This is a genomic window from Shewanella sp. ANA-3, assembly GCF_000203935.1.
In the GTDB taxonomy this organism is placed as follows: Bacteria; Pseudomonadota; Gammaproteobacteria; order Enterobacterales; family Shewanellaceae; genus Shewanella.
In genome coordinates this window covers 833050-845628 of the sequence record NC_008577.1, presented here as the reverse complement: position 1 = coordinate 845628, position 12579 = coordinate 833050, and the positions used below count along the sequence as shown (strand labels likewise).

The following is a 12579-nucleotide window of genomic DNA, read 5'->3' as shown; positions in this document are numbered from 1 at the left end:
TATCCGGCCATGTTGCGGCTCTGGACGACTATTTGTCAAGGTAAGTGTAAAAATTGGCTTACAGTTTGCAGATATCGCTCATAACCCACAAAACTGTGATCGCCACCGGATTCAATCCGTAATTGGCAATGGTGATACTTATGCAGTGCTTCTCGATAATCCAGCACTTCATCGCCCGTTTGCAATAGTACCAAAAAACGATCGGGATTGCGGATAACAGCCGTATTAAATTCAGCCACTTCCAGCTTATGCTCCGGCAATACCTGATAATGCTCTTCGGTATAAGGGTTAAATTGCGGCCCCATAAACTCATCAAACAGCTCAAAGGGCTTGACGGCCGGATTCACCAACACAGCACGGCCACCGTATTGTTCTGCCAAGTAACTCGCAAAATAGCCCCCCAAGGATGAGCCGATATAATTGAGTGGCTCGCCCGCTTGCTTAGCCGCCGCAACATAGCCCTGCAGCAAGGCCATGGCGGCCTTAGGTGTGTTGGGTAATTGCGGTTGATGGAAGGCTAAGGAAGGGTGATGCTCGGCCATATATTGCGCCGTCATCACCGCTTTATCGGAGAAAGGTGAACTGTTGAATCCGTGAATATAGAGCAGCATAGTTCCTCAAGCTGCGGTCACTCGCGTTAATAACCGCTGGAATCTTTATCGGGGGAAAACAGATTTCCCGGCACGCGATACACATTAGTGCAGATGCTACCATCGGCCTTCAGCTCCAGCAAACGATAACCGGGTTGCAGTCCATCGAGGGCAAAATAAGGCGATTGCGGTTTAAACTGAATACAAGTAGAAGGCGTCGCCATTAATTGTAGCGGGCCATGGGGACCGTCATAGTCGGTATCCAACTGTTGATGCACATGGCCCCAGAGTAACCCCTTAACCTGTGGGTATTGGGCGACACGTCTGAGAAACTCAGTGCCGTTATCCATGCAATGTTGGTCTAACCAAGCGCAATTCACCAAGATAGGGTTGTGGTGCATCACCAGTAAGGTGTGGCGGTCTGGATGCGCGGCTATGGCCTGTTCAATGAGTTCGAATTGACTCTCGGCCATATTGCCGCCGGGCTTTCCCCGCACGGTGGAGTCCAGCATCAAGATTTGCCATTTACCCGCAAGGATACGCTGCTGACCAAAAATCCGCTCGCCCTGCATATGCAGATACATGATCCGCGGATCGTCATGATTACCTGGAAGATAATGGCAAGGTAAGTTAAGTGGCGCCACTGCGGCCACAAATTGACGATAGGATTCGGGGGAATAATCTTGGCTTAGATCGCCCGTGGCTAACATCAGATGCGCTGGATAGTCGACAGCGCGGATCGTATTAAGTACAGCAGCAAAACTTTTACTGGTGTTGACCCCTAATAACTGCGCCTCAGGATCGGCAAAAAGGTGCGGATCAGTGACTTGCACTATGCGCACACTTTCTTCTTCAGCTATTGAGTAAGAGACAGCCTCTTTCAGCACATTGAATACCCAATTCTAAGATTGACACACCAAACGTTGTTGGCAGCCAATCTTCAATAACTCCCCCAGGAATGCATTAACCTGGTACTTTTCATCGCTATGATACATGCGTAAATTGGGATAATCATACACTGGGCGCAATTGGTAAATCTGTTGACCAGTTAACACTTCTGCTAATTTAGCATCATGATAAATTCTCACTAACACCTTGGGAGTATTAATAAACTCCATGATTTTAACCGGGCGTAAGATCTCAACTAATTGAGTGTATTTGGTATTTTCTAAAATACGGATTACTAATACACCCGCTTCACCTTCGAGTTGCCAAGACTGGCCCACTTCAATATCGAGCGGTAACCACTTCTGCATATAGCCGTAGTTACGCCCGCATAGCGCTAAAAAGTCGCTCACGTTAGGTTGGTAGCGCGGTTTTCGGTGCGATGTTGAAGTAGCCAAACCTTTATCCAACTTTAACCAGTTGCTGATAGTTTAATTGCAACCACTGCAATCCAATTACGGTCGACGCATTGTCTATTGCCCCGTTGACGACCTGATTATAGGCATCCTCACGGTCTAACACATGCAATCGAATATCTTCGTGTTCGTCAGCTAATCCGTGCAGACCTTGTGCCAGGGATGAATCCACCTCGGCCCAATAGAAATAGAAACGCTCCGTACTGCCACCAGGACTTGCCAGATAACTATTCACATAATGCATATTGCGGGCGGTTAAGCCGGTTTCTTCCAGCAGTTCGCGATGCGCAACATCCTGCGGCGTTTCGTCGGGCGCAATCATACCCGCGACCAACTCCATTAGCCAAGGAGATTTAGTGGTCGCTAATGCAGGAAAACGAATTTGTTCAATTAAAACAATCTTGTCACGCGCAGCATCATAGGGCAGAACCACCACGGCATGGCCACGCTCGAACACTTCACGGGTCACGGGTTGGCTCCAACCACCAGCAAATAATTTGTGTTTAAAAGTGAACTGTTCGAGGGCGAAAAAACCTTGATACAGCGACTTTTTCTCGAGAATTTCCACATCTGTTTGCGAAAAACCAGCAGGCTTCATATTTCAATCCTTAAGCGTTAAATTTTCGCCTATTATCAAGGCAATTTGGCTCATTTTTAAAATAAAATCTGTTACACTTCGCAGTTGACTTGAACGTGTGGGAGTTTTTAGACTCTACGACATTAAGTTTTAGCTGTATCGGGAAGCGTCGGGAAGCGCAAACCGCCTTGGTAAAGGCATTACTTAGTCTAAACGAAGTTACATATTTCTCCTTTGGGAGAATTTGTCTAATAAGGACAGCAAATGAAATTTAAGATCCGTTCTCTATGCGCAGCATTAACTCTCGCGGCTTCCGCTCAAGCGGTTCAAGCAGATGATTTACTGCAAATATATCAACAAGCACTGACGAGCGACCCGCTAGTATTACAAGCACAAGCTCAGCGTAATGCCTTGTTTGAAAAGATCGAACAAAACCGTGCACCACTGTTACCGACCATCAGCGCTAACGTGGGTTATGACAAAGCATGGAATGATCCTAAGAGCGATACCAGTGGATTGACCGGTAGCCTAAAACTGAACCAAGTGATCTATGATCACAGCGCTTGGGTTGGTTTAAGCCTTGCCGAAAAAGCCGCTTCTCAAGCCGATTCGACCTATGCATCAGCACTGCAAAATTTGATCACTCGTGTGACTAAAGCCTACTTCGATGTATTAACGGCAAAAGATAACTACGAGTTCCAAGGCGCAGAAAAACGTGCGATTGAGCGTCAACTCGAGCAGACAAAACAACGTTTTGCCGTAGGTTTAACTGCGATTACCGACGTACATGAAGCGCAAGCTCAGTATGACTTAGCCTCGGCGACTGAAATTTTGGCTGAAAACACACTAGCCAACAGCTACGAAGCCCTGCGTGAAATCACAGGTATCGATCACAAGACCATTAATGTGCTCGACACCAACCGTTTCTCTGCGGTAACGCCAGCACCTACCTCATCGAGTGAGTGGCTAAAGATTGCTGAAACCAATAGCGTCGATCTGATGACTCAACGCATCGGTAAAGATATCGCTCAAGAGACCATTAGCCTCTACAAAGCGGGCCATATGCCATCTCTTAGCCTAAACGCTGGCTATAACAAAGGGTTAGAGCAAAAAACGGGCGACGTAAATGAGCCAGATTTTGACAATGTGAACGTTGGTGTGAACTTAAGCATTCCTATTTTCGAAGGCTTTAAAGTCACGTCACAGGTCAAAGAAGCACAATTCCAATATGTGGAAGCGAGCGAGAAGTTAGAGCAAACCTACCGTAGTGTGGTGAAAAACGTTCGTAACAACTACAACAACGTAGGCGCTTCAATCAGCTCTATCCGTGCCTATGAGCAGTCAGTGATTTCATCTGAAAGTGCGTTAAAGGCAACACAAGCGGGTTTTGAAGTCGGTACTCGTACTATTGTTGACGTACTGAACCGTACCCGTGACCTGTACGACTCAAAACGTAAATTGTCGGATGCTCGTTACAGCTACATCAACTCAATTATTGCGTTGAAACAAGCTGCAGGCACCTTAAATGAAGACGATGTTATCTCTATCAACAACGGTCTAAAAGCCGAATAAGATAGCAATACCTCCCATAAAAAAACCGCCTTAATGGCGGTTTTTTTATGGCTGATTCATTAGCGCTAGCGCTTAGAAATCAATTTCTACACCGGCGAAATAACCGTCAAACTTAGTATCAGCACTGATACCTGAGAAGTTGTTCACATCGAAGGCAAACTCACGGTAGCCAACGCGTACACGGGTATCCACCGCCACGCCGTCAAACTCCCAACCTAAGCCGATAGCATAGTCGTGTACGTTAGACTCGTTTACCCCAAGCATTAAATCCGCAAAGCCGAATAACCCAAGGCCTGGCATGCTCACGTGTGTGCTGGCATAACCCATCACAATGCCGCTATCAACGTCTTTCTCTTCAGGGTGACCCGCATCTTGAACGCGCAGAGAACCATTCATCAGCTTGTAGGCAGCACCGAGATCCAAAGACAGAATATCGTTATCCAGCAACTCGTAATACAGCACAAAATCGGTGTTGCTCAGATCGGTATAGCTGGTCACATTACCAGTAAAATCATGGCCATTGAAGCTGAAGTCAGCATTGGCCAGACTGCCCTTCTGATCTAAGCTATTTTCACGAATTTTAAGATTTGGGATAAATGGCAGCGGATGCTCAACCGCAACCCAATAGCTGCCTTGTGCCGATGAGCTGTAGTCAAAACCTTGTTGTGGTTGACCTTTGTCGGCAAAAGTACCGCTGGTATCGGCGCGCCAGTAATCACCACCAATTTTGAATCCAACCACAGTAGCCGCTTGGGCAGACGTGGCCATTAAGCATCCTAATACCGCACTGGCGAGGAGTGTTTTTTTCATAATTAACCTTGAGATAGCAAGTTCGTTAAATCAATCACCGCGGCATTCGCACGGGACACATAGTTAGCCATAACCAATGAATGATTAGCGACTAGACCGAAACCACTGCCATTAAGTACCACAGGGCTCCAAACCGTTTGTTGAGTTGCCTCCAGCTCACGAATGATCTGTTTCAGGCTGACCTCAGCATTTTTCTTTTTCAATACGTCAGCAAAGTCGACTTCGACTGCACGCATAAAATTCAGCAGTGCCCACGAGGCACCACGGCTCTCATAGAACACATCATCAATTTTCCACCAGCTGGTTTTCACCTGATGGCTGGCTAAATTCGGGGTCGATTGACGCGCAGCATTGTCGCCGGCTAAATCGGTATTTAATCGCTCCTGCCCGACACTCGCCGATAAACGTTGAGACATGCTACCTAAACGTTTTTGGACTTCTTTGAGCCACTCGTTGAGGTTGTCGGCACGGGCGTAAAACTGAGCATCCTGATTGTTTGGATCCATCATACGCGCGCGATATAGCTTGAGCAGCTTAACGCCATCGCGGTATTCGCTCTCGGCGCTAGGCACTAACCAACTGGTATGGTCGATATTTAGCTTAGCCTGCGCTTCACTTAGATCCTTATCCGCAGCGGATTGGGACTGGGAGCGGCTAAATTCTTTACGCATAATCAGTGCTAAATCACGAACTTGCTCTAAAGCGCCGTACTCAAACGCGGGCATGTTATCCATAAAAATTGAAGGGGGCATCACATCGTTTGATAACCAACCACCCTGCTTATCCAGCAATGTTTCAACGGTCAGGATCAACGACGTGGTGGTGGCATAACCCACGACATTCTTCTCTGTGGCCGTCAGCTGTTGTGGAGTCAGGGTATCGGGTTCGATACTCCACCACACACTCACTAGATAACCAATTAAAACAACAAATAAACCAACTCCGGTGACCTTCTTCCATGTTATTTGCATCAAGTGACTCCTTAATGATGGTGATGATGCTCATGTTCAGCAGCATTCTCGGCCTGCTTAGCAACAGGTAATGTAATCGTTAGATTCTCGCCATCGTCAAACGCTAACTGCAGTTTAACTTGTTGATCTAGGGCTAATGGGGCTTTGAGTCCGATGAGCATCACATGCTCTCCAGACGGCGAGAGGGTTAATTTTCCGTGGGAGGGAATATCGAAACCTTCAACATGGCGCATCTTTACCATGCCTTGTTCTTCGATGATGGTATGTAATTGTGCTTCCTTCGCGACCTCAGTCGTCACTCTGGTGAGGCGAACCGTTTTATCGCTATGGTTCTCCAGCGTAAAGTAAGCGGCGGTATTTGGTACTGTATCAGGCATTGCACGGACATGACCTTCGGTCATCACTACGTTCGCGAAAACAGAAAATGAAGCACAGGATAATGCGACAAAATTAAACATCTGTTTGAATATCGGTTTCAATGTCTTAAACTCCATGTCTACCCAATGTCGTCGTAAAGGAAAACAACCCATGAGTCATATACAGGTTCGGGATGATCAGGGCGTTCGTATTATCAGCTTTAATCGCCCAGATAAACGCAATGCACTTGATCTTAATATGTATAAACAACTGACAGAATACCTGATCGAAGGTGAAGCAGACAACGACATTCGTGCCTTTATGCTCCATGGCGAAGATAATTGTTTCACCTCGGGCAATGATGTTGCTGACTTTTTGAAAAATAGTGACTTAGGTCCAAATCATCCTGCGGTGCGCTTCCTATTTTGCCTATTGGAACTCAAAAAACCACTGGTCGCCGCCGTCTCTGGTGCCGCCGTTGGCATAGGCACAACGGTACTGCTTCACTGTGATTTGGTCTATGCCGACAACACGGCTAAATTCCAACTGCCCTTCGTGAATTTGGCCCTAGTGCCCGAGGCTGGCGCAAGCTTACTCTTACCCGAATTGGTGGGTTATCAAAAGGCGGCGGAGCTCTTGCTGCTCGGCGAAAGTTTTGATGCAAATACAGCACACAGGCTGAATATCATTAACGATGTAATAGCCCAAGAAGAGTTACTCGGTTACGCCCTGAGTCAGGCCAAGAAACTGGCGAATCAGCCACCGCAAGCACTGCAAATCACCCGTCAGTTGATGCGACCACATAAAAACCGCGTGCAACACCAGATGCATCAAGAATTAGAACAATTTAGTGCAAGACTTAAAAGCGATGAAGCAAAAGCCAGATTTCAGGCTTTTCTTAAAAAGTGATGCTCACTTAAACAGTGTTCACTATTGGCATGAGGGTCGATGCGCCCTCTTGTTGATAGCATCCCGCTAAAGGCTGTGTCCATAAACTTGGATCGGCAATTCCATTCACGTCCCCAAATTGAGGGAGTAAAACGTGGGTTAAATCGGTCTTTTCCATTGGTCCACAAGTAAGGCCAACACAAAGTAAACCAGCAGACTCACCCCCGGCATAAACAGAATCGCGCCAGCCCACACTACACGAGTCCAAAAACAGGACCAACCAAACTGCCACGCCATACCGGAGGCAACACCACAAACTAAACGTTCTGAATTGTCCATTCGCATTTGCGCTCGTTTCATTTTGAACTCCAATCGATGAATAACTTATTTATCGCTGACACTGTGCCACTGAAACCAGCAGATAATTCCTGAAAACAACGCGAGGCTAATCACTGGTAGCAGTAGCAGAGTCATAAGAGGTGCTACAAACCACATAGGCAGCTCCTTACTTGTTTGCGCTGTATTCGCCTGAGGTGACAGACTCACCTTGGTTATCGGCGCTCAGTGTTAGCTGGCTATTGAAGTCATAGATACTTTCAGCTAATTGTGTTTGCAGTGATAACACCAGTTCACGCTTAGTGTTAACCAACAACTCCTGCGCTTGGGTGCTCAGCGTTTGCTCGATAGCGCCCACTACATCAGATACAGGTGCTGCTTCGGCGTGTACAGAAACACTCGCCATTAATGCACCAAATAACACACTCGCTTGAACTGATTTTTTAACGTTTGAAGTAAACATGATGTCGTCCCTTTCCGATTGATTAACTTGACATAGGGACTATTACAAAGGGCGTGCCAACTTATTAAATTATACTTAACACACTAATTTAATTAGATTTAAAAATTTATTTTAAACTATAACGAGATAAGCGGGATATTTAGGAAAGGTAAAGTGGTGAAAAATACTACAAGCATTAGTCAATCTCACCACTTTTTAAATTGAATAATTATTAAGCAGTTATTTCACTCTGAATACTTTGGTAAGCCTGCTTGACCACCTCAATACCTGCACCATTTTTATGGGCGTTTTCGCTCAAATAACGACGCCACGCACGGGCACCCGGTAAGCCTTGGAATAAGCCAATCATATGACGAGTGATATGATTTAAGCGCCCGCCCGCCTGCAAGTGAGCCTCGATATAGGGCAACATGGTCTCAATCACAGCTTCACGGCTCATCACCGCCTTCTGACTGCCACAGAGCAGTTGGTCAACCTGCGCCAGAATATAGGGATTTTGGTAAGCCTCACGTCCCACCATCACACCATCTAAGTGTTGCAAGTGAGTTTTAGCCTGTTCAAGGCTAGTGATACCACCGTTAATGCTGATATTGAGCGTCGGATAATCACGCTTAAGCTGATACACCCTGTCGTAGTCTAAGGGCGGGATCTCGCGATTTTCCTTCGGACTTAAGCCCTGTAACCACGCCTTACGCGCATGGATAATAAATTCACCACAGCCTTTAGCCATAACAGTATCAATAAAGTGAGTCAAAAACTCATAGCTATCCTGCTCGTCAATGCCGATACGTGTTTTTACCGTCACTGGTATATCAACCGCTTGCTTCATGGCATCGACACATTCAGCCACCAGCTCAGGTTCCGCCATCAAACAGGCACCAAAGCGACCGTTTTGCACCCGATCGGAAGGACAGCCCACATTGAGGTTCACTTCATCATAACCGCGCTCGGCGGCAAGTTTGGCGCAGCGAGCAAGCTCAGCAGGATTCGAGCCCCCCAATTGCAATGCAAGGGGATGTTCTTCTTGGTTATAGGCAAGATAATCACCACGGCCATGCAAAATCGCCCCCGTCGTCACCATCTCGGTATACAGCAAGGCATTGGCCGACATTAAGCGAGCAAAATAACGGTAATGACGATCCGTCCAGTCGAGCATGGGCGCAATGGAAAAGGTGCGGTCGAGCTGTAGACCATCATTAAGATTATTTTTCAACACGTGACTATCGACTCAAGTAATTAAAATTTGCCAGTAAGTTAAAGCTTAGAGGGATAAAGCGCCTTAATTTAAGCCGCTGATGAGCAATGCAGCGCCAGCGTAAAAATACAAAAACAGTAAACGAGTTAACGTTTACTGTTTTGTTGCCCCTCAGAGCTGGCGGGATTATACCCTAAACCGCCCGCTTTGGGGAGATGAAGCGAGGAGAGAAGCCTAGCTTAGAATCACTACAACTCGCTCCAACGTCTGAGCAAGTTATGGTAAACCCCCGTCAGATTAAACAACTCTTGTTCTGGCGCGGCCTGCGCCGTCAACGATTGAATCGATTGATCGAGTTGAAATAGCAAACGACGCTGCCCCTCATCGCGCACCATACTCTGCAGCCACATAAAAGCAGCGGTACGTTCACCCGAGGTAACAGGAGTAACCTGATGCAGACTCGTCGAGGGATACAACACCAATGAGCCCGCCGCGAGCTTAATGCTTTGCTGACCATAGGTATCTTGGATCACCAGCTCACCACCTTGATAAGTGTCTGGCTCACTTAAAAATAAAGTGGCTGACAGATCGGTACGCACCATGCCTTCGCTGGTCGAGCGGATCGCATTATCGATATGATAGCCAAAGGTTTCGCCGCCTTGATAACGATTGAACAAGGGAGGATAAAACTGTAGCGGCAGCGCCGCCGAGACAAATAAAGGGTGGGCCAATAAGCGCGCCATGATCAGCTCACCGATTTGCAGTGCGACAGGGTCATCTTTGTCTAACTGCTGATTACGCTTGCGGGTACTCGCCATTACGCCCGAAGTCTGGTTGCCATCAATCCAAGTGCGGGCATCGAGCTGTTCCCTTAGCTGATTGACTTCTTCTTTAGAAAAAACATTCGGAATTTCAATAAGCATTTCAAAATCCTATTGGAATAGCATAAACATCAAAGGCAGCCCTAGGGCTGCCATTCAGATCTCGATTAATACGGCTTAGAAGTGCATATCCGCACTTAACATCACTAAGCGACCAGGGGCCATATTAGCAAAGTGCGCGGTGTACGCTTTATCGTAATAACGTTCATCCGTTAGATTCTGCACGTTCAGGCGTAAGGTCAAGAATTCACTCATTTTATAGGATGAGGTCAAATCAAAACGCCAGTAGGATGGAATCGATAACGTGTTAGCCGTATTACCATAAACTTTACCCATGTAGTACGCGCCCGTACCAACAGTAAAATCCTCAGTCACATCGTAAGTCGTGAATAAACTTAAGCTATTTTTAGCGGTATTGGGGAAGCGGTTACCATTTTGCGCTTGGTTATAGCCATTGCTTTCCAACGTTGCATCCAAGTAAGTGTAACCACCAAAACCGTGCCAATGCTCAGTAAAGTCACCGGAGAAGCCGAGTTCGAAACCTTTCACCTTTTGCTCGCCAACGTTTTCCTGCGGCGAGTTACGATCGCCAGAGGTCGCAACCCGAGCGTTGTTTTTCTCGATTTGGAATACCGAACCATTCAAAGATAAACGTCCAGCAAAGAAGTCCCACTTAGTGCCTAACTCATAGCTTTCCGTATCTTCCGGCTCTAAATCGGCGTTGGTACTGCCGAGGCGATCCGCGCCATCACCATTTGAGGTTCCCGGAGGGTTAGAAGAAGTGCCCCACGCGGCATAAATACTGCCGTTTTCGGCAGGCTTATAAAGTACTGATAATTGATAGTTAAAGAAGTCGGTATCGTTACTGAATTCAGAAGTCGAATTCTCAGCACTGGTGCTGTAATCATCCCAACGGATCCCGGCGTTCACCATCCACGCTTCGGTTAACTCAATGGTGTTAAAGGCATAAAGCGAGCGAGTATCGGTTTCTGTAACAGTCGCATCGGTGCCGAGGGTAATAGTGCCAACCCAAGGATCGTGCGGATTTGGATTATCCAGCAGCGTACAGTTGTAGTTGTCCAGCATCGCCTGATTACAACCCGCGTTGCGGCCATTACCCGTATCGACGGTGTAACTCAAGTTGCTGGTACGTTCGTTACTGAGTTCAGTACCGACGGCAAAACGGTTAGTCATTCCCGCGAGTTTTGCTTCACCCGAGAGTTGCAATTGAGTCGCTAAGGTCTTTGTGACCGAATGGCGCGACTTAGTGTTTCGCCAAACATAACCATTAGCCACGTTGCCCGTGGTATCGTCCGGGTTGGTCACAATATAGTAATTGCTGTTACGGCTATAGATGGAGGTCGAAGTGAACTGCATGTCGTTGTTAAAATCATGGCTGATCAACACTGACGCCGTATCATCCATAGTGTCGCGAAAATCCCGCGACAACAAACCGTAGAAGTTATCAGGGTCGACATCTGCGGGTTGACCCGTTGCCTGATCGTAGGGAATACCATAATCAGGAATATCATGATTTTCAAAGTGATAATATTCGAGTGTGACTTTGGTTGGCGTGGTTAAACCAAAGGTCACCGAAGGCGCAACACCCCAACGATTACCCGTAACTTCATCCCGCCCCGGGGTATCGGCATCGTGGGCCATCATGTTGATACGAACTGCAGCCTCATCGGCAATCACATGGTTGACATCGACACTGGCGCGTTTTAGCGAATCCGTTCCGACGGCAACATCGGCATTAATAAAGTCTTCGGATTGGGCTTTTTTGGTCACAATATTGATGCTACCGCCAACGGCACCGCGACCGTTATACACAGAGCTTGGGCCTTTCAGGACTTCGATTTGTTCAATGTTAAAGGTTTCGCGACTTTGTGAGCCCACATTACGCATACCATTGATAAAGGTTGAAGATTGAGCGTCGTAACCACGGATAAAGGGTCTATCACCGTAGGGGTTGCCGCCCTCACCTGTCCCTAGTGTGATACCGGGGGTTGCACGCAGTGCATCGGTAAAACTCTGGGCGCCCATATCCTTGATGAGATCTTGATTGATAACGGTAACGGTTTTAGCGGTATTGAGCAGATCTTCGGTAAATTTACCCGATTGCACTTTACGGGTGTTGTAACCTAAGTACTCACCGTTCACTTCAATATGTTCAACTTTCTTATCAACGACTTGTGACTGTGGCTCCGTCGCCATAGCCGGAGCGGCTGAAACCGCCATACCAATCGTTAACGAACCTAAAACATGGGCACCGAGCGTAACTCGGCCATTGCGGCGTTTTGCAAATTTCATCAAAAGCATTCCTGTTGCGGAGTAAACTCTGTAACAGATGTCCCCCATCTGTTAATCGCCGCTAATATATGCAAAACATAAATTGCAATCAATAATTATTATCATTTACATTACAATTTAATCTTAGTCACAATTTGAGACCGAAATGCGCGCTAGGTCTTACTGACGGTTGAACAAGTAAGGTTTTCATACCGAATTAAAACTAACACTATGAAAATTAATGCAATTAAACTTATATAACGGTGACAATCGAGAATATTCTCAG

General features: G+C 46.8%; 14 protein-coding genes. 2 read left to right on the top strand and 12 right to left on the bottom strand.

Annotated elements, in window-relative coordinates; all coding sequences use genetic code 11:
- Positions 1–35: 35 nt before the first annotated feature.
- Genes SHEWANA3_RS03835 through nudF form a run of 4 tightly spaced genes read right to left on the bottom strand, consistent with a single transcriptional unit; the run spans position 36 to position 2549 of the window.
- Positions 36–611, bottom strand: a complete 576-nt coding sequence (locus SHEWANA3_RS03835; protein WP_011715889.1) for a YqiA/YcfP family alpha/beta fold hydrolase — start codon at positions 609–611, stop codon at positions 36–38.
- Between the two features lie 26 nt (positions 612–637).
- Positions 638–1477, bottom strand: a complete 840-nt coding sequence (cpdA, locus tag SHEWANA3_RS03830) for a 3',5'-cyclic-AMP phosphodiesterase (RefSeq protein ID WP_011715888.1) — start codon at positions 1475–1477, stop codon at positions 638–640.
- 15 nt (positions 1478–1492) lie between these two features.
- Positions 1493–1933, bottom strand: a complete 441-nt coding sequence (locus SHEWANA3_RS03825) for a DUF1249 domain-containing protein (protein WP_041412547.1) — start codon at positions 1931–1933, stop codon at positions 1493–1495.
- A 4-nt stretch (positions 1934–1937) separates the two neighbouring features.
- Positions 1938–2549, bottom strand: a complete 612-nt coding sequence (gene nudF, locus SHEWANA3_RS03820; RefSeq protein ID WP_011715886.1) for an ADP-ribose diphosphatase — start codon at positions 2547–2549, stop codon at positions 1938–1940.
- Positions 2550–2792: 243 nt separating this feature from the next.
- Here nudF and tolC point away from each other — a divergent pair, with 243 nt between their 5' ends.
- Positions 2793–4100 (top strand): outer membrane channel protein TolC, encoded by a 1308-nt coding sequence (tolC, locus tag SHEWANA3_RS03815; RefSeq protein ID WP_011715885.1) that lies wholly within the window; start codon positions 2793–2795, stop codon positions 4098–4100.
- Positions 4101–4172: 72 nt separating this feature from the next.
- Here the strand turns inward: tolC and SHEWANA3_RS03810 are convergent, their stop codons facing one another.
- From SHEWANA3_RS03810 to SHEWANA3_RS03800, 3 genes are read right to left on the bottom strand one after another with little or no spacing between them, the layout of a single operon-like run.
- Positions 4173–4910 (bottom strand): TIGR04219 family outer membrane beta-barrel protein, encoded by a 738-nt coding sequence (locus tag SHEWANA3_RS03810; protein ID WP_041412546.1) that lies wholly within the window; start codon positions 4908–4910, stop codon positions 4173–4175.
- A gap of 2 nt (positions 4911–4912) precedes the next feature.
- Positions 4913–5881 (bottom strand): DUF2333 family protein, encoded by a 969-nt coding sequence (locus SHEWANA3_RS03805; protein ID WP_011623977.1) that lies wholly within the window; start codon positions 5879–5881, stop codon positions 4913–4915.
- 11 nt (positions 5882–5892) lie between these two features.
- Positions 5893–6375: a copper chaperone PCu(A)C gene (locus SHEWANA3_RS03800; RefSeq protein WP_011715883.1), complete on the bottom strand. Its 483-nt coding sequence runs from the start codon at positions 6373–6375 to the stop codon at positions 5893–5895.
- A gap of 34 nt (positions 6376–6409) precedes the next feature.
- On the opposite strand from SHEWANA3_RS03800, the gene SHEWANA3_RS03795 reads away from it, so the two are divergent.
- Entirely contained in the window at positions 6410–7147 is a 738-nt protein-coding gene (locus tag SHEWANA3_RS03795) for an enoyl-CoA hydratase-related protein (RefSeq protein ID WP_011625227.1), read from the top strand.
- 138 nt (positions 7148–7285) lie between these two features.
- Here SHEWANA3_RS03795 and SHEWANA3_RS03790 read toward each other — a convergent pair whose 3' ends face one another.
- From SHEWANA3_RS03790 to SHEWANA3_RS03765, 5 genes are all read right to left on the bottom strand, one after another.
- Positions 7286–7486, bottom strand: coding sequence for a PspC domain-containing protein (locus tag SHEWANA3_RS03790; protein ID WP_011623980.1), 201 nt, complete (start codon positions 7484–7486; stop codon positions 7286–7288).
- Between the two features lie 145 nt (positions 7487–7631).
- Positions 7632–7925, bottom strand: a complete 294-nt coding sequence (locus SHEWANA3_RS03780) for a hypothetical protein (RefSeq protein ID WP_011623981.1) — start codon at positions 7923–7925, stop codon at positions 7632–7634.
- A 211-nt stretch (positions 7926–8136) separates the two neighbouring features.
- Entirely contained in the window at positions 8137–9141 is a 1005-nt protein-coding gene (dusA, locus tag SHEWANA3_RS03775) for a tRNA dihydrouridine(20/20a) synthase DusA (RefSeq protein ID WP_011715882.1), read from the bottom strand.
- A 227-nt stretch (positions 9142–9368) separates the two neighbouring features.
- Positions 9369–10043 carry a Fe2+-dependent dioxygenase gene (locus tag SHEWANA3_RS03770; protein WP_011715881.1) on the bottom strand — a complete coding sequence of 225 codons (675 nt, stop codon included), beginning with the start codon at positions 10041–10043 and terminating at the stop codon, positions 9369–9371.
- A gap of 75 nt (positions 10044–10118) precedes the next feature.
- Entirely contained in the window at positions 10119–12314 is a 2196-nt protein-coding gene (locus SHEWANA3_RS03765; protein ID WP_011715880.1) for a TonB-dependent siderophore receptor, read from the bottom strand.
- Positions 12315–12579 lie beyond the last annotated feature (265 nt).